16 protein-coding genes are annotated in these 17,348 nt (G+C 36.8%); 8 read left to right on the plus strand and 8 right to left on the minus strand.

The genetic code is table 11. The annotated features are described in order from the left end of the window. Positions 1–4 precede the first annotated feature (4 nt). The gene (locus tag ABJH98_RS09055; RefSeq protein ID WP_348307343.1) at positions 5–1,612 is read right to left on the minus strand and encodes a cyclic peptide export ABC transporter; all 1,608 of its coding nucleotides are present in this window, start codon (positions 1,610–1,612) and stop codon (positions 5–7) included. A 33-nt stretch (positions 1,613–1,645) separates the two neighbouring features. Beyond that, positions 1,646–2,572: a Stealth CR1 domain-containing protein gene (locus tag ABJH98_RS09060; RefSeq protein WP_348307344.1), complete on the minus strand. Its 927-nt coding sequence runs from the start codon at positions 2,570–2,572 to the stop codon at positions 1,646–1,648. A 38-nt stretch (positions 2,573–2,610) separates the two neighbouring features. Here ABJH98_RS09060 and ABJH98_RS09065 point away from each other — a divergent pair, with 38 nt between their 5' ends. Next, positions 2,611–3,219, plus strand: a complete 609-nt coding sequence (locus ABJH98_RS09065; protein WP_348307345.1) for a LicD family protein — start codon at positions 2,611–2,613, stop codon at positions 3,217–3,219. Here ABJH98_RS09065 and ABJH98_RS09070 read toward each other — a convergent pair. After that, positions 3,216–3,932 (minus strand): phosphocholine cytidylyltransferase family protein, encoded by a 717-nt coding sequence (locus ABJH98_RS09070; RefSeq protein WP_348307346.1) that lies wholly within the window; start codon positions 3,930–3,932, stop codon positions 3,216–3,218. The genes ABJH98_RS09065 and ABJH98_RS09070 overlap by 4 nt on opposite strands. 173 nt (positions 3,933–4,105) lie before the next feature. Here ABJH98_RS09070 and aepX point away from each other — a divergent pair, with 173 nt between their 5' ends. From aepX to ABJH98_RS09090, 4 genes are all read left to right on the plus strand, one after another. Beyond that, positions 4,106–5,398: a phosphoenolpyruvate mutase gene (gene aepX / locus ABJH98_RS09075; protein ID WP_348307347.1), complete on the plus strand. Its 1,293-nt coding sequence runs from the start codon at positions 4,106–4,108 to the stop codon at positions 5,396–5,398. A gap of 4 nt (positions 5,399–5,402) precedes the next feature. Next, entirely contained in the window at positions 5,403–6,521 is a 1,119-nt protein-coding gene (gene aepY / locus ABJH98_RS09080; protein WP_348307348.1) for a phosphonopyruvate decarboxylase, read from the plus strand. An 84-nt stretch (positions 6,522–6,605) separates the two neighbouring features. Continuing rightward, complete coding sequence (locus ABJH98_RS09085; protein WP_348307349.1) at positions 6,606–7,685, plus strand: 2-aminoethylphosphonate aminotransferase; 1,080 nt, start codon at positions 6,606–6,608, stop codon at positions 7,683–7,685. 135 nt (positions 7,686–7,820) lie between these two features. Continuing rightward, positions 7,821–8,627, plus strand: a complete 807-nt coding sequence (locus ABJH98_RS09090; RefSeq protein WP_348307350.1) for a phytanoyl-CoA dioxygenase family protein — start codon at positions 7,821–7,823, stop codon at positions 8,625–8,627. Positions 8,628–8,683: 56 nt separating this feature from the next. Here ABJH98_RS09090 and ABJH98_RS09095 read toward each other — a convergent pair whose 3' ends face one another. Then, positions 8,684–10,414, minus strand: a complete 1,731-nt coding sequence (locus tag ABJH98_RS09095; protein ID WP_348307351.1) for a hypothetical protein — start codon at positions 10,412–10,414, stop codon at positions 8,684–8,686. Between the two features lie 191 nt (positions 10,415–10,605). Here ABJH98_RS09095 and ABJH98_RS09100 point away from each other — a divergent pair, with 191 nt between their 5' ends. Together ABJH98_RS09100 and ABJH98_RS09105 are read left to right on the plus strand one after the other, a co-directional pair. Continuing rightward, positions 10,606–11,949 carry an LPP20 family lipoprotein gene (locus ABJH98_RS09100; RefSeq protein ID WP_348307352.1) on the plus strand — a complete coding sequence of 448 codons (1,344 nt, stop codon included), beginning with the start codon at positions 10,606–10,608 and terminating at the stop codon, positions 11,947–11,949. A 16-nt stretch (positions 11,950–11,965) separates the two neighbouring features. Beyond that, complete coding sequence (locus ABJH98_RS09105; RefSeq protein ID WP_348307353.1) at positions 11,966–12,538, plus strand: hypothetical protein; 573 nt, start codon at positions 11,966–11,968, stop codon at positions 12,536–12,538. A 77-nt stretch (positions 12,539–12,615) separates the two neighbouring features. Here ABJH98_RS09105 and ABJH98_RS09110 read toward each other — a convergent pair whose 3' ends face one another. The 4 genes from ABJH98_RS09110 to ABJH98_RS09125 all read right to left on the minus strand — a co-directional run bounded on the left by ABJH98_RS09110 (position 12,616) and on the right by ABJH98_RS09125 (position 16,197). Beyond that, positions 12,616–13,587, minus strand: coding sequence for a hypothetical protein (locus tag ABJH98_RS09110; RefSeq protein WP_348307354.1), 972 nt, complete (start codon positions 13,585–13,587; stop codon positions 12,616–12,618). Positions 13,588–13,694: 107 nt separating this feature from the next. Next, positions 13,695–14,147 carry a DUF4440 domain-containing protein gene (locus tag ABJH98_RS09115; RefSeq protein WP_348307355.1) on the minus strand — a complete coding sequence of 151 codons (453 nt, stop codon included), beginning with the start codon at positions 14,145–14,147 and terminating at the stop codon, positions 13,695–13,697. Positions 14,148–14,227: 80 nt separating this feature from the next. Then, positions 14,228–15,562, minus strand: coding sequence for a leucine-rich repeat domain-containing protein (locus tag ABJH98_RS09120; protein WP_348307356.1), 1,335 nt, complete (start codon positions 15,560–15,562; stop codon positions 14,228–14,230). 29 nt (positions 15,563–15,591) lie between these two features. After that, on the minus strand, positions 15,592–16,197 hold the full coding sequence (locus ABJH98_RS09125) for a DNA-3-methyladenine glycosylase (RefSeq protein WP_348307357.1): 606 nt from the start codon (positions 16,195–16,197) through the stop codon (positions 15,592–15,594). 157 nt (positions 16,198–16,354) lie between these two features. Here ABJH98_RS09125 and ABJH98_RS09130 point away from each other — a divergent pair, with 157 nt between their 5' ends. After that, complete coding sequence (locus ABJH98_RS09130; protein WP_348307358.1) at positions 16,355–17,230, plus strand: DUF2911 domain-containing protein; 876 nt, start codon at positions 16,355–16,357, stop codon at positions 17,228–17,230. The last annotated feature ends 118 nt before the right edge of the window (positions 17,231–17,348 follow it).

A 17,348-nucleotide genomic window follows, 5' to 3' on the forward strand; every position in this document is an offset into this window, starting at 1 on the left:
TGGTTTAAACCAACTTTCCTTCCATCAGTTTAATCACACGATCGCCGTGGTCAAAATATTGTTCATCATGAGAAATGACAATGATAGTTTTTCCGGCCTTTTTCAAATCTTGCAAGATTATCTTATAAAATATTTCCTTGAAGTGTGGATCTTGATTTGCCGCCCACTCATCAAACATATAAATTCCTTTGTCCTCCAAAATAGAAACCATCAAGCCCAATCGTTTCTTCTGCCCTTCTGACAAACTCTTCGAACTAAATTTTTTGTTTTTAATCTTTACTTTCTTTGATAGCTCTAAAGTTTCAATCAGTCCTTGACCATATTTTTCCAACTTAGTATCTTCAATATGAACTAATTTATCAAACAAGAAAGAATCAACAAAAGTGGCTGCAAACTTATCTCTATAATTATCTACATAATCTATGTTTATGGTTTGTCCCTCATACTTAATATTTCCTTCTTTAGCTGGATATAATCCTAAAATAATTTTAGCCAAAGTAGTCTTACCGCTGCCATTTCCTCCCAACAGAAAAATGAGCTCTCCTTTTTTAATGGAAAGATTAATCGGCCCTAATTCAAAATGCTCATCCTCATCTGGATTATAATACTCATGTTTCACTCCTTCAAGCGTAATCAATTCATCCCCAGATTTCGCTTTATCATTTAGTGTTAGCTCCTTTTTATCGATTGGAACATCCAATGCTAGACCCACTTCATTGATTTTATCTAAGGCCACTTCTATCCGCTTTAAATTGGCCATAAAACCTGTAGCTGAAGACAAAGGCGCAATGGTCATCATAACTAAAATCAAGTATTGGCCGAACATCTCAGGACTTACAAAACCAGTATTGTATATCAATAAAATCAAAACACCAAACCCCAAAAGCAAAACCAAATCTGTAGATTTTGAAGCAATTGAAGTAGCCAGATTCTCTTTCACATTATATGAATTTTGCTTCTTGCTAGTAGGTACAATCAATTCATTTACATATATCTTTTTATAACCCTTATTCAACGTGAGCTCTTTTATACCAAATATCAATCCCTCAAAATGCTCGTACACATCATCCCAGAGCACTCTTGCATGCTCTGCATATTTCCTTACATAAGGCAGGGAAAATTTGGTAATTATCAATACTACTGAAAACAGTAAAATAGTACTAAGTGTAAGTATGGGTGAAAACCAGACCATATATCCTAATATTCCTATTACAGTGGCCAAACCAGTAGTTACGCTAGGCATTCTATCAATTGAATTAGCAATAGTTTTGATATCTTCTGTTAACACAGGGAGCAGCTTACTTTGGTTTCTTTCTATGGAAGAGAAGTTAGAACGTAAAATTCTTTCTGAAATATCCACTCTCAGTTTGTGAATAATGGATTGTGTAAGTAACGAGACGGAATAAGTGGATACTACAGCTAATACACCATATCCCACCCAAAAGACCACAAACATCACAATAAATTCAGATTGGTTGAATGCATCCGTACTTATAGCCTGGTGAACCTGTTTGATCACCATAGTTGAGCAGAAACCAGTCAATACACTTGAAATACTCGCAATCGTGAAATGCATTTTTGACGACTGAAGTAAGAGTTTTATTATTTTCATTTTACTAAACCCTAGAATGAATCTCCAAATTTTCTACTTCTCAAACGAAGATTTTATCGAATAATAATCTTTTAAAAAACCCTGTACCAATTTGACAACATCAGGGTCAGGGTTGTTTTTTTGATCATCATTAAAACAATAAAAGTTCGGTTTTTTTCTAGTAATTCGTGCCAATGCTTTTTGTTGCTTCTTTAAATTATTTGTGATCTTGTGAAAGATTTGCCACTTTTTTAATTCAAACACATTTACTGGACGGCAAATATGACGTTGGAATTTCAGCATATAATATTTATAGAGTTTATATGCCATGAAGTCATCATCTTGGCGGAACCTATGAAGCCTTTTTTCATGGGTTTTTTCAGGCCAAAGGTTATACATGGAATCCCAAAATTCTTTTTTGACTAAGATTGGACAATGCTCCACTAAGCCTAGACCCACAATGTCATTCTTAGCTTCGTAGATTCGCCAACTTGGATTCTCTCCCAGCAAAGTCCCGAAAATATTTATTTTACCCTCTTTTGATACAAAAGCTTCTAACGGTGTCTCTTTTCCAAATAGAAAATCATCATTCATGTATAAAAAATGCTCAGAAAGCCCAGGTATTTTATCTAAATAGCTTTCGATAACACTGGAACTGTAAGTCGGGAGATACTCTTTATCGAAAATATCTTCATGATGGACTATCTTGATTCTAGGATGATCAATGTCTAACCATTCTGGAACCTGAGGTTTTTGTGTTAGAATATAGATATTGCCCGCCCAGGGCACAAATTGCTCAATGGATCGTAAACTAAATTTGAGCATATCATAGACATCACGAAACCGCTCAGGGTTTACATCCTTTATATTTTCCGCAAATTTTTGACATTTTTTTATGTAAACTGGATCATCTCCATTCACCCAGGTGTAAACAATATCAATAGTCTGATTCGAAATAGCCAAAATTTGTTTGATTTGCACAATTAAAAAATGAGCGTAAAAATATGAATCTTTCCGTCATGGTACAAAATGTTTTGGACATCGCACAAAAAGTCCAGCGCTGGGTCATCGTGGCGTTTACCACTGTACCTTTTCAGTACAGAAAAAAGAGACTAAATATATTAAGACGCCTGTTTGTGGTTACGAATGAGTATATGAAAAGTACAGGTGCAACATATTGGATAGACTATGGTACTCTCCTTGGCCAATACAGAGAAAAAGACATTATTTCTCACGACATGGATATCGACTATGGAGTTCATGAAGATGAATTCGAAAAAATATGGAGTCAAAGACATAAACTCCCCAAAGGATTTAAACTATACAATACCTCCTTTCGTCATAGAGGACCAAAGTTGTATTTCAACTACAAAGGATTTGACGCCGACATCTACTTCTACGAAGCGAAAAATGGCACGCTCACTTCTTACGAGAATAGTAATTACCAAAGTGAAAAAACGCCTTATCCTAAAGATCTAGCCTTACCGACTCAAAAAGCTCAATTTTTAGGGGAGGAAACTTTCGTACCCGCACAACCCAAAGAATACCTGAAACACATATATCATTACCTAGGTCAAAATGGAAAGCGAGATTTATCTACTGGATACTGGTATGAAATAAAGAATTAACTGCTGAGTTTTGGTAATACTAGTGTGATTGCCCGATTTAAATGATGCTCATCATCGATCTCACACCAAACCAGATCTGACTGTTTTTCAACGTAAATATCTTCTTTAGGAGCAAGTACATTAAAAGCGTATTCGTATTTCATCTTTTTGATTGTAGACAATTCAATCATTTTTGAATAAAACTCTTGACTTAGTTTACAAATCCCAACTAATTCAGCATAGGAGTTAATTTTATCATTCCCATCCTGTGAAAGATACCGGAAATCTCCATTTTCAAATGCATGAAGATAAACTTCATCTCCTGAATTAGTAAACCCGCTTCCTAATATTACATCTTTATGATTTGACTTTAGGATGGTCTCCAGTGCAGAATTGTCATACAATAAATCCGATTCCAACAATAAAAAATTTCCTTTTATATGCGGAGCTGCGCACACTAAGGTGTACATACTTTCAGTTGTTGAATATTCATTATTATAAAAGATAGTAAGTCCATATTGTACGGCTATATCTTCATAGGCAGTTCCCTTGTGCCCTACTCCGACTATAATGTTATCAATTCCATTCCTTTTGAGCAATCGAATCGAGCGTTCTATCAACGTTTCTCCTCCTACTTCTAAGAAGCCTTTCGGCATTTCTTTCGTCCTATTTCCTAATCTAGTTCCACGTCCAGCTGCCAATATCACTGCCGTTTTGATGTTTTGATTACTCATTTTTTATTTTATGAATTTCGAATAGTTTTAATCGCGAAGATAGATAAAAATTGATTTGGGGGTTTGGGCAATATTATGAATCTTATTAGCTGATTGCAAGATTAATATTTTACTTTTGCCGTCCGGCCCAAAAATGAATTTCAATATAATTAAGACGTAAAATCAAGTTTAGCATGAAAAAAGTGTATGTCGGAATGGGTACTGATTTGGTACACCACGGCCACATCAACATCATTGAAAAAGCACGTGAATTAGGAGAAGTAACTATCGGATTATTGTCTGATGAAGCGGTTTCAAAATTCGCACGTGTACCTTTCCTTTCTTTCGATGAGAGAAAAACAATATTGGAAAACATCAAAGGCGTACACGAAGTGATTCCTCAGGAAGAACTTGACTACGAAAAAAATCTTAGAGGTTTGAAGCCTGACTATGTCGTCCATGGTGACGACTGGAAAACTGGACCTCAAAGACACATCCGAGACAAAGTAATCAAAACTTTAGCAGAATGGGGTGGTGAATTAGTAGAACCACAGTACACTTCTGGAATTTCATCTACAGGCTTGAGACAAGCTTTGAAAGAAATTGGCAATACACCAGACATCAGAAGAAGAATGTTGAGAAGAATGCTCGACAATAATCATTTGGTCAAAGTGATGGAAACACACAATGGTATCTCTGGTTTGATCGTAGAAGACACCAAAGTGGAATTAGATGGTGAAATTAGAGAATTCGATGCCATGTGGTTGAGTAGTTTGACCGACTCTACTGCTAAAGGCAAGCCTGATACCGAATATGTGGACAGAACTTCAAGGTTTGCCACTATTAACGACATTCTCGACGTCACAACTAAACCAATGATCTTGGATGGAGATACTGGTGGAGTAGCTGAGCACTTTGCTATGCTAGTTAGAAACATTGAGAGACTAGGTCTTTCTGCTGTTGTAATAGAAGATAAAGTTGGACTGAAACGAAATTCACTCTTTGGAACAGAAGTAGAACAAACTTTAGATACCATCGAAGGATTCTGTGAAAAGATACAAGCGGGTAAAAAAGCTCAGGTAACAGATGAGTTCATGATCTTCTCTCGATTGGAAAGCTTAATCGCAGACAAAGGGATGGAAGATGCCTTGACAAGAGCGAAAGCTTACATCGCGGCTGGTACAGACGGAATCATGATCCACTCACGTCACAAAGACGGAAAAGAAATCATGGAATTCATGAAAGAATATCAAAAATTCGAAGTGAAAGTTCCAGTTATCTCTGTGCCATCTTCATACAATCAGTTCACTGAAGACGAATTGAAAGCAGCAGGATTTAGTATTGTTATTTATGCGAATCACCTGTTGAGAACTGCATTCCCTGCTATGAAAAAGACGGCTGAGTCTATTCTGACTCATAAAAGATCGAAGGAAGTGGATGGGGATTGCATGTCTATTAAAGAGATTTTGACCATTTTACCGAACTAATCCTATGCTGAATACTGCAGAGTTTTTTGAGTTCATTACTGCAAAAGGCGTTGATTTTTCTACCGGAGTTCCTGACTCGTTGCTCAAGGATTTTTGTGCCTATGTGGCGGACAATAGCAATGACATCATTGCAGCCAATGAAGGAGCATGTATAGGAATAGCAGCTGGTTATCATTTGGCTACAGCTAAGATTCCATTGGTGTATATGCAGAATTCAGGTTTTGGTAACACGATCAATCCATTGACATCGTTGACAGACCCTGAAGTCTATTCAATCCCAATGCTTCTAATGGTAGGCTGGAGAGGTCGTCCTGGCGTTAAAGATGAGCCGCAGCACGTCAAAATGGGTAGAATCAATGAGGCCATGATCCAATCTTTGGAAATCCCTTATTGTATTTTATCGAAAGACATGACAGAAGCTCAAAAGCAGATTGATACAGCTTTTGAATTTATGCAAAAGGAGAAAGCTCCTTATATCCTATTGATAGAAAAGGAGACTTTTGAACCCTACAAATTGCTAAGTGCTAAGCCAGATACTTTCCCTATGTCCAGAGAAAGAGCCATCGAAGTATTGCTAGAAGAGTTGAATGATGATGACGTCATGGTTTCAACTACTGGTAAAACATCTCGTGAAGTTTTTGAAGTAAGAGAAGCTAGAAACGAACCACATTTCAGGGATTTTCTTTGCGTCGGTAATATGGGTCATACGTCACAAATTGCTCTAGGAATTGCACTAGGCAAACCTGAAAAACGAGTGATTTGTTTGGATGGTGATGGATCATTTTTGATGCACATGGGATCTGCTGCTATAGTTGGAGATCAATCTCCCGACAATCTAAAGTACATATTGGTTAATAATGGCGCTCATGAATCAGTGGGTGGTCAACCAACCGTAGGCTTTACGACCGATTTCAAGAAGATTGCGGAGGCTTGTAATTACAAGTCTACTTTTACTGCTTCTTCAGAAGACGAATTAAAAGAAATAATGCCTAAATTTTTAGCAAGTGCAGGGCCTTCCATGCTCGAGATCAATGTAAAAAAGGGGTCGAGAAAAGACCTCGGGAGACCAACGATCAAACCTGCTGACAATAAAGTAGATTTTATGAAGAATTTGGGCAATTAATTTATACCCAGATTTAATGAAAATATGTAAAGTCGTTCTGATCTCATCGGAATGACTTTATTTTTGCCTTAATAATCCAATACCATGACAAGAAAAATACTCCTCAACCCTGGCCCAGCCACTACCACCCAAAATGTTAAGGATGCATTAGTGGTAGACGATATTTGTCCTAGAGAAACAGAATTTGGCAATCTGATGCATGATATCTGCGATGGACTATTAGAGATTGGCAAGGGGCAAAACAACTACAATGTGGCGCTATTTGGAGCTAGCGGCACCGGTGCAATGGAAGCTACACTTACATCTGCCATAGGGAAAAATGACAAAGTGCTGATTTTAACCAATGGAGCTTATGGTATTCGTATGACTCAAATTTGTGACAACTATGGCATCAGTTATGGATCTTTATTTGAATACGGCGATTATACCGAACCCAACCAAGTAAAAGAAGCACTCGCTTCAGGTAGCTATTCTCACTTGGCTTTCATTCATCATGAAACTTCTACTGGCATGATGGATCCTGTGGAGGAATTGGTGGCTATTTGCAAAGAATTGAATGTAATCTCGATAGTAGATGCCATGAGTACGTTTGGAGCCTACCCATACAACTTGACTGAATTGGGCGTGGATTATATATTCAGCTCATCCAACAAGTGTATTCATGGCATGGCTGGTCTTTCTTTTGTTTTGTTTCACAACGGTCAAAAAGAAGCGTTAAAAGCCAACGGAAGAAGCTACTACTTTGACGTTTATAAGCAGTGGGATAATCTTCAAAAAAAGAATCAGCTTAGATTCACACCTCCTGTTCAAATCTGCTATTCATTCATGGCAGCCATCAGAGAGACACTTTCTGAAGGCATAGATGCTCGATGGGAACGATATAAAGCAAACTGGCAAATTCTTTATGACGGCCTGCTAGATTTAGGGTTCAAACCATTACTTCCCTTGGATCAGGAATCCAAGATTCTACTAGCACTTAAATTGGATGGAAAAGAAGGTTTTGACTTCGAACACTTTCATGATTATCTCTATAAAAGAAACATTACGATTTATCCTGGAGTTATGCCTGAAAAAGCAACTTTCAGAGTAGCTATCATAGGAGACCTATATCCAGATGATATGCATAAAGTAATGGAAGACATGACTAGCTACTTCAGCTCGTAAAACATAAAATTATGTATGGTATGACATCCGAAATCAAAAGGATATCGTAATACTACAGACTGCTTACTAAATCTATCAGCTGCATTTTGATCACAACATCATTTAAATAATGATGTATATTAATTACAAATTACCATGTCACAAGTAATTACCAAAACGCTATCCGAAGACCAACTCAATTTCTGGAAAGAGAATTCTTATATTCATATTCCAGGCCTATTTAAGCACAAGGCTATTGAAATGTCTGAATGGATCAATGAAATTTCAAATTGGAATCCAAGTATGGATCAATGGATGTGCTACTTCGAAATGGATAATCCCAATCAATTATCTCGTGTAGAGAACTTTATTCCTTATCACAAAGGGATGAAAGAAATTTTCACTGGAAGTGCTATTATTGATATGATTTCAGAATTGATGGGGGAGCCGGCTGTTCTATACAAGGAACGGATTAATTTCAAATCGCCAGGAGGTGGTCCACATGCTGCACATCAAGACGGGGTGGCTTATGAGCAAGGTGCCAATGCTTCTTTTGATCCCAATATCAAACCTTACTTATCTATATTGGTAAGCGTGGATGAAGCTACTGAACAAAATGGATGCTTGCAAGTTGCTCCTAATTGGCCTTTGGATAAGTTAGAGATTTTACCAATGGAAGCTCCTTACCCAGACAAACCCTCCTATATGAAAATCAGACAGGATGTGGAAAATAACTTGCCTTGGAAAAAACTACCTACACAACCTGGAGATGCATTGATTTTTACAGAAAGATTGCCTCACAGATCAGAACCGAATCATTCTGATAAAACCAGAAGAATCATATATGGTGTTTATAATCCATTGTCAGAAGGTGATAAAAGAGAAAAATACTATGCCGATAAACGTAACAATCCTAATGACGCTCGGTATATGGTAGGAAACCCTCATGCTCCCAGCATATAATATGTAATAAAAAAGGGTCTCTCTAGAGACCCTTTTTTATTACATATTTTCTATAATTATTCTTTCAAGATAGTAATACCCCAAAGTTCCTGATTGCTCGGAGGATCATCGTTCCACCTACGATAAGAATGAGAACCATCTGTTTCAAAATAGGCTCTATAAGTTCCTTTTTCAAGCATTAAAGTCTCGTTGAACTCTCGGTTTTTTCTAGCTCCTCCACCATGTTCTGAGTTACGGTAATCCATTTCCCAGACAATTTTACCGGTATCCATGTTTTTGATGAAACCATAATCATACATTTCTCCACCACTTCCCTCACCAAGTCCTAATACTCTTATTTTCGTATCAGAGTTGATTGAAAATGTTTTCTTCACTAAGGCACGGTCTCCTACCATTGTAATAACCGCCAGTTCATTTTTATTTTTGTATTCTTCTGGGTGAAAAGGAACCACATTTTTTATGTCAGACTCATTGGTCGCCCATACGGTAATGCCCCACATTTCAGGTTCATAAGGCTGGCTTGAATTCCAATCGCCATAAGCGTGCGAATCATCAGTAGCATAATAGACAATGTAGTCGCCAGGATCAAGTGTAATCACTTCTTCTACATATCGATTTTTATCTGCTCCACCACCATGTCTTGCTTTGTAGGGCTTCATTCGCCAAACCCTCTCTCGCGTACTGGCATCAACTATCCAACCAAAATCTGCCATATTATCTCCTCCAGCTATTTCTCCTAAGCAATAGATTCTTACATCCATTGACTTTTTAATTGAAATGCCTTTAGCTAACATTTCATCATCTCTTGCTCTGGTTAGAGCAACTATTGGCTTTACAGTTTTGGGTTCTTGATAAGCCACCACATTTTTCTTATTGCTGGCATCTGCCCAAACTGTAATTCCCCAAAATTGAATATCATCAGGAGGCAAGGCATTCCATTTTTCAAAAGAATGTGAATCATCTGAGCTATAATTCACTAAATAGCTGCCTGCTGGAAGTGTGATCTTTTCATTTACCATCAGATTTTTTCTAGCCCCACCTGCAAATCGAGCTTCTCTATAGTCCATTTCGAAAACTCGCTCTCTGGAATTAGCATCCATAATCCAGGCATAATCGAACATTTCTCCATCACTTCCTTCGCCTAATGCATAAACTTGCAACTCAGTAGAACCCATCAATGTAAAACCTTTTCTGAATCTTTCATTATCCCTAGATTTGACAATGGAAACAACGGCATCATTGGTTTTCTCGTCCAAGAAACTCCTTGCATCTTCAGACTTAATGCCTGAACCATCTAACTTAATAAACAGGTCATCCTGCGCACTTCTTCTATAGTTTTCTCTATCTCTCGATCCAAACAACCAGTCCATAGTATCACCTAAACCACTAAAGTACCAATCATTATTTCTATCTCTATTCCAATTTCTACTATCATACATGCCAGCAAAATAGAGTTCGTAATTGCCTTTTTTAAGATTGATTTTTGAATCAAATTCAAATGGCCCATCCATATCATCTTTATCCTCTTTCTTCATGTAATCAAAAAGATGCCAAACCACTTCCCTACTATCAGCGTCGATGATCCAACCATAGTAAATCAGAAGTTTCCAATCATCTTCGAAAACAGCACCTGTGCCAGTAATTTTAACATCACCGCTTTGTGCTACACTAAAGCCCTGGATTTTGACTTCTTTGGGATATACATCTCCAAGAGTCACGGATTGCGCCAAACTTGTGGAACACATGAGTATAGCCAGCGCAAGAGTATTTATTAATTTCTTATTCATAATGAGTTTTTTCTTTCACAACTAAGATGTAGGTCACTCAAGAAAAGTTTTAATATTCCCAAAAAAATTAATAAGTAAATGAATTAAACCAAAGTGATCAATATTTTTTGCTTGATTTATTTTCTTGGCAACAAATTTGTTAACTCTCTTAAAAAATGAATTAATTTTAAGCTTACTCTAAACCAAAGCCTATGCGAAACCTTGTCAATTTAGTTTTACTTCTCTTGCTTTTGAATATGGCTGGATGTGTAGCCGCCAGAACACCCAATTGGATCAAAAAGCGCCCGCTTTCTGATGAATACTATATTGGAATTTCCAGAGTGAGCACTTCAACACCTGATTTCAATCAAGTAGCAAAAAATAAAGCTTTGGCCGATATCATTTCTGAAATATCGGTAGAGCTTTCTTCCACCTCTGTTTTTCACCAATTAGAAGAAAATGATGTACTCAAAGACACTTACGAATCATGGACCAAAACAAAGATTGAGGATGATTTGGAAGGCTATGAGCTAGTAGATACTTATAATAAAAAAGGTGAATATTGGGTTTATTACAGACTAAATATTGCTGATTATAAAAGAATCAAAAGAGAGAAATTAGAGAAAGCTAAAAAACTCTCCATTTCCCTCTTAGAAAAAGCTCATGAAGAAAGAAATAAAGGAGAGATTGGAACGGCGCTACAACTTTACAGACAATCATTTGATGCCATCACTCCTCATTTAAAAGAAGATCTTTCGGCCTTTATTCATGAATATGGTAGGATTGATTTAGCCAATCACAACTATCAATCGATTGCTGAAACATTTGCGAATTTGTCATTTAAAGCAAGTACTGATCCAGTACTTTTTAAGCCTTTGAGTAATGGGGCTGCTCCTACAATTTTGGCAAAATATAAAGATCAGCCTGCCATGGATGTTCCTTTGTTGATTGGTGAATATGGAGAATCCATAGACACTTTCCAGGGAGCGAAAAGTGATGATAAGGGTACAGTGCAGTTACCTATAGTTGGTGCGGCTTTAAATAGTACAGCATCAATTGAAGTAGAACTTGATTTGTTTAAGATCTTTGGAAAGAAAACAACTGATAACATTATCGGAGCCATGTTTTCACAAAAGCACGACGCTCCTACAGATCGAGTAAATGTCAAAATAATTCCTCAATCTGCGAGTTTCAAAATAATAAAAAGGAAATCCGAAGAAGGTCAAGACTTGATTCTGAATAAAGCAGAGTCTATTCTAACCACTTACTTATTCAACAAAACAACAGATTCTGCTGCCTTTTCTGTAGAAATCGGTGGAAAGTGGCTGGAAAGTACACTAGATGAGAGATATAACCTCTATCGTGAAACGCTCAGTTACTCCATTAAAATAACTGACTTGACTTCTCAATCAGTCATATTTCAAACCTCAAAATCAGACTTGAAAGGGATGAAATCAGGCTCGCAAATGAAAGCTAGAGAAGAAGCACTTGACCAAATGGAATCTCAAATAAAGAATAAAATCATTCCTGAAATAAATCTCATTAAAATAGACTAATTAAAAACACACTATTATGAAAATCAATTATATCAATACAATAGCCATGGCAGGCATTGTTGGATTAATGATAGGATGTAAAGCAAATCCTAAACCAACTTATACAAAAGGGGAAAGCGACGTGGTGTTGCATTGTTCTGGCTCAGAATACAGAAGTGATAAGAAAAACTTCCGTGCCTACGCAACAGGAGAAAGTAGCGACTTAGAAATTGCTCGTAAAAAAGCTTCAAGTAATGCTAAGGCGGCATTAGCGGCACAAGTAGAAACTACTGTAAAGAGCACCACTGACAGTTATGTTAATTCAAGAGAATTCAACAATGTTGAGGAAATTGAAGAACGTTTCGAATCACTCAACCGAGAAGTTGTGGATCAACAACTTAATGATGTGAAAGTAATCTGTGAGAAATTAACGGAGAACAATAAAACGGGTAAATATAAATGCTACATGGCTGTAGAAATGAATGGAGATGCCGTGCAAAACGCAATTGAAACTCGTATTAAAAATGATGATCGATTAAAAATCGATTATGATTACGAAAAATTCAAAGAGACATTCGAAAAGGAAATGGAAAAAATGAGCAATAGATAAAAGTTAATTTTTCTAAAAGAAGGGCTGTTTTGATTTTATCAATTCAGCCCTTTTTTCTTTAACTAAATCTATAAACCTTACTGTTTTGGCAAGGCATCGAATGGAATGCTGTAGATATCGTCAAATCCATTTCCTGGACTATCCATCAAGCTTCTGAGTTCACCGATAGTAGCCGCTGCTTTTTTCGATTTTCTATTACTTGTAAAGTAGAAAGTCTTCCCGTCTGCTGAAACAAATGGGCAATAATCCAATTTTGATGAATTGATTTTTTCACCAAGAGGTATGGCAGGTTGCCATGTGCCATTGGACTGATAGGCGATATATAAGTCTCCCCCTCCTAAACCATCAGTTCTTTTATATGAACTAAAGACAATAAAACGTTCGTCAGGATCAATAAAAGCATTGAATTCGTATGTTTCCGAATTTACTGCGCTGTCCATAGAAATAGGTGATTCATACTTTCCTTCTTTCAACAAACTATAGTAGATATCCTCCTTTCCCTTGCTATCCGATCGAGTGGCTGTGAAGTATAAAGTGCCGCTATTAGAGACAGAAGGAAAAAACTCCTCTCCGTTCGTATTGATTAATGTATCTAAGGCTACTGGACTACCCCATCCAGTTTTCAATTTATCCACGTACCAAATATTGTAGTCTTTCGATTCATCTTCGATGTTCATTGGACGGTCAGAAGCAAAAAAGAGCCTTTTACCATCTGGCGAAAACATCGGTTCTATGTCTTTGTATTGACCAGAAAATGAAACCTCTTGTGCCTCACCCCATTTTTCTCCCTTTTTCATGATTTCTACAATGATTCGAGCATCATCATTGTAGCTATGAATAGAATAAAGCAAGTGATTACCATTGGGAGATATGGTCATGTCTCTTTCTTTGTATTGCGTAGATACTTTACCAGGCAAAAAAAGACTTGGATCTTGGGCTGCAAGATCAAGTGTAGAAAAAAGTAGGGCTAGCGACGCCAACCCATACTTCAGCCATTCTACCGAAGAATATTCAATTTTCATTCTGTATGTTGTTGTGGTAGATTTCATTTTAGTTTTTAATTATAAGTTTTATAATTCGTGTTTTTTATTATTTGAGGTGTTATTCTATAACTTCAATAACTGGAATCCAGACATTAAATGAAGGATTCCAAAAGTTACAATCCGTCATTACCAGCATCAAAAACGAATTTCCAGGATTGATCATTTTGTTGCTTCCAAATACTCACATAAGTGCCTACTCCAAGCGAATCACCTGTCATAGTCGAAACCAAATAAGTACCGTAAGTATACCCCAAATCACCAGATTTTGCTATATCAGCAAACATGGGCTCCCACGTCAATCTAAAAGTTGAATCGGGATTGCTAAAATGTCGACTGATCACTGAATCCTTTCCAACTATTGGCCACGAATTATTTCTTAATACCACTCCATCATTGGCGATATAGGTCTCAAAGGCATGATTCATCCCTTTTTCAAGTGATAGTTTTGAAAATGCTCTATCAATTTCTAGAAGTACATCAGGTTTTGTAACCTCACGGATTTCCTTGGATTGGCATGAAAATAAAATGAATGTGAGGATTAGAAAGTAAAATGGTGAATTGTTCATAGTTTGAATGTTTTTTGTGATCTAACAATCAATTTAAGAACATCACCTATCAGAAAAATACCGTTCATGTAATTATAGTACTATTCGGGATCTCCAAAATTCACATTCACCCCTTTTCCATAAAGAACAGTTAGTACCTCTTCATTTTGATCTGCATGAATTTTATCATCAATGCTATTTTCGAACTTATCAATACTCAAAATCTCAAGTTCATCCATTCCTTTCAGTTCAGCAGGAATTATTTTGATGTCATTATTACTCATATCTATGAACGTCAGCTGTTTTAATGACAACAACGATGGAGGGAATTCAGTGTACTGATTATAATTGAAACGAATCGTGTTTAAAGAATCTAAGAGACTTATGGAATTAGGCAAACTCGACAAATTGTTGTGATGGATATATATTTGATGGAGATTCATTTTGCCTAGCGACTCTGGCAAGTAGCTGATTTGATTAAAAGCTAAAAACAAGCTGTTCATTTGAGTTAAATTAGAAATTTCGTCAGGAATTTCTGTCAGCTGATTATAAAACAAATCCAGCTCTCTCAAGTCTTTTAGCTCAAACAATTCAACAGGCAGTTCACTCAATTCATTTTTATAAAATGAAAGCTCAGTTAGATTACTCAGTTGCGAAATACTTGGAGCAATATGTTTGATTTCATTCTCACGAACAATCAGCTTATTCAAATTTGTCATTTGATAGACATCATCCGGAATTTGTTCCCACCGCATACTTGAAGCATACAAAGCCTCTAGGTTTTTTAATTTCTTGGCAATTTTAAAATCAGATTTAAGTTCCTCATTCCTAGAAATATCTAAGGAATTAAGATGCTTAAATCGTTTAAAACGATTCGGTATGCGCTTGAAATCGTTATAACTCACATCTAATAATTTCAAATTCTTCAGTCGTTTTACTCTTCTCGGTACAGTTCGAAGCTCGTTGCTTTTTAGTGTTAACTCTGTGACATTCGTAAGTTTTGCAACTTTAATTTTATTTATTGACTGCACATTTTGATTCAATCTGATTTTTTTGAGCTTGGATAAATCATTCAATTCCTCTGGCAATTCTAAAATTGAATTCCCACTCAGATCTAAGGAGGTAATATTGATGCATTGATAGGCGAAAGAAGGAATCTCTGTTAGATGGCAATTGGATAAATCCAGTTCTTGAAGTGAATCCAACGTTTCTGAAGTGCGATAGGTCTCAAGTCTCTTTATTGCGCGTTGGTATCTGCGATAATCTATGAAGGCATCGTAAAATTTCCCTAATGAATCTTCACCATGTGTAGATCTTATTTCTTGAGTAATAGCTTCGATTTCTTCATTTGATTTTGAATATATACTGTCCTGAGCATATGATTCAAAGGCAGTAAACAATATTGAAAATCCTATTTTGAGAGTTTTATTAACCATGTCATTCATTTGATGTCAAATATACCTTTTCAAAATTTACTTACCCAAGAGTTGTCTTTGACATAGAATCGCCAAGGTAGTAACGCGTCTTCTTCTGCGTAGTCCACTCCTATTCTCGTAGTTGCAATGATTTGACTTTGGCTTACATTATTTCCATGCTCAATCCACAATAATTTTTCATCAAATGTGATACCTGTCAGTTGCGTTGTAATACCCATGGACTTTGCTAAAATCCCAGGGCCGTTTGTCAATTTTTTATTATTCGAGTTCAGTCGAGAAGCCATGATATCTAATCCCGCTAAAGGCTCAAGCGCTCGAATAAGAACAGCATCTGCAGACCCGCCCTGATTTGTAACTACATTAAACAAATGATGGATACCATAACACAAATAGACATAAGCTCTGCCTCCTTCCTGATACATGACTTCCGTTCGAGGTGTCCGCTTGCCATTATTAGCATGGCATGCCTTGTCATTCTTTCCACTATAAGCTTCCACTTCAACAATAATCCCTTTGCACAATTGTCCGTCTATAGTTGTACAAAGCACCTTCCCAAGCAAGTCTTTGGCTACTTCCAATACATTTGACCTTAAGTAAAAGTCGTTTGGCAAAATATTTAAACTATCTTTCTTCATTCGCAAACCTGAATTCAGGATGAACGTATAAAACCCCGTAATTTTACATGGAATCCATGAGACAATTTTCATTTGAAACGCTTTTAGTAGCCTTAATGCAAGTTATCGACATGGTAGTCCTAATAGATTTTATTTAACAATCAAAATGAACTTAATTATGTACAAAACCAAACTGTTCAAACTCAGTTTCGTAGCGGCACTTTTTGCCATCAGTTTTAACGGAACTGCTCAAATTAATACACCTGCACCAAGTCCCGCAGGTTCGGTATCGGCTACTGTAGGCCTCACCGAGATTGAAATCAACTACTCTAGACCTCAAATGAAAGGTAGAAAGATCTTCGGAGACGGCGATGTTTTAGTTCCAAATGGTCAGTTATGGAGAGCTGGCGCTAATGCTGGAACCACAGTGAAATTCAGTGACGATGTGAAAATCGCTGGAAAAGACTTAGCTGCTGGAGAGTATCTATTCTTAGCTACTCCAGGTGCATCTGAGTGGGAAGTAGTTTTTTATTCAGACATCTCACTAGGAGGAAATATGGCTGCTTATGATGACAGCAAAGCTGCCTTAAAAGCTAAAGTGAAGTCTTCTAAACTAACGGAAACTGTAGGAACATTGACCTACAACATTTCAGACATTAGTGAAGACAGTGAAAATGCGAACATTCAATTGGCGTGGGAAAACACAGCTGTTAATATACCTCTTCAGGTATCTTTCGATGAGGCTGTAATGAAGGCTATTGCCGAAAATACTGTTGTTGACCCTAGAAATTTAATGACTGCTGCCAGATATTATTTAGCAGCTGATAAAGATTTGGATCAGGCGTTAGCTTGGGTCAATACTTATTTGAGCACTGGAGACAACAGCACGCAATTCTGGAATGTGCATGTAAAAGCAAAAATCTTGGCTAAACAAGGCAACAAGAAAGAAGCTATCAAAATAGCGAAAGAATCAATGGAAGCTGCTAAGGCATTTGATGGTGGTGATTTTGGTTATATCAAAAGAAATGAGGACTTGATTGCCTCTTTGAAATAAGTCGTTCAGACAATTTTATGAAAGCCATCCCGATTGCCATCGGGATGGCTTTTTTATTCCTTTATAGTTGAAGCTAAGCTTTAGTTGATTGTATTATATTTACCAATCAAACAAACCT

Source organism: Reichenbachiella sp. (assembly GCF_039969095.1).
Lineage (GTDB): Bacteria > Bacteroidota > Bacteroidia > Cytophagales > Cyclobacteriaceae > Reichenbachiella.

Excerpts from the sequence above, each read along its gene's own strand:
- ABJH98_RS09055 (WP_348307343.1), bottom strand. The coding sequence starts at position 1,612 with ATGAAAATAATAAAACTCTTACTTCAGTCGTCAAAAATGCATTTCACG.
- ABJH98_RS09065 (WP_348307345.1), top strand. The coding sequence starts at position 2,611 with ATGGTACAAAATGTTTTGGACATCGCACAAAAAGTCCAGCGCTGGGTC.
- ABJH98_RS09070 (WP_348307346.1), bottom strand. The coding sequence starts at position 3,932 with ATGAGTAATCAAAACATCAAAACGGCAGTGATATTGGCAGCTGGACGT.
- aepX (WP_348307347.1), top strand. The coding sequence starts at position 4,106 with ATGAAAAAAGTGTATGTCGGAATGGGTACTGATTTGGTACACCACGGC.
- aepY (WP_348307348.1), top strand. The coding sequence starts at position 5,403 with ATGCTGAATACTGCAGAGTTTTTTGAGTTCATTACTGCAAAAGGCGTT.
- ABJH98_RS09085 (WP_348307349.1), top strand. The coding sequence starts at position 6,606 with ATGACAAGAAAAATACTCCTCAACCCTGGCCCAGCCACTACCACCCAA.
- ABJH98_RS09090 (WP_348307350.1), top strand. The coding sequence starts at position 7,821 with ATGTCACAAGTAATTACCAAAACGCTATCCGAAGACCAACTCAATTTC.
- ABJH98_RS09095 (WP_348307351.1), bottom strand. The coding sequence starts at position 10,414 with ATGAATAAGAAATTAATAAATACTCTTGCGCTGGCTATACTCATGTGT.
- ABJH98_RS09100 (WP_348307352.1), top strand. The coding sequence starts at position 10,606 with ATGCGAAACCTTGTCAATTTAGTTTTACTTCTCTTGCTTTTGAATATG.
- ABJH98_RS09105 (WP_348307353.1), top strand. The coding sequence starts at position 11,966 with ATGAAAATCAATTATATCAATACAATAGCCATGGCAGGCATTGTTGGA.
- ABJH98_RS09110 (WP_348307354.1), bottom strand. The coding sequence starts at position 13,587 with ATGAAATCTACCACAACAACATACAGAATGAAAATTGAATATTCTTCG.
- ABJH98_RS09115 (WP_348307355.1), bottom strand. The coding sequence starts at position 14,147 with ATGAACAATTCACCATTTTACTTTCTAATCCTCACATTCATTTTATTT.
- ABJH98_RS09120 (WP_348307356.1), bottom strand. The coding sequence starts at position 15,562 with ATGGTTAATAAAACTCTCAAAATAGGATTTTCAATATTGTTTACTGCC.
- ABJH98_RS09125 (WP_348307357.1), bottom strand. The coding sequence starts at position 16,197 with ATGAAGAAAGATAGTTTAAATATTTTGCCAAACGACTTTTACTTAAGG.
- ABJH98_RS09130 (WP_348307358.1), top strand. The coding sequence starts at position 16,355 with ATGTACAAAACCAAACTGTTCAAACTCAGTTTCGTAGCGGCACTTTTT.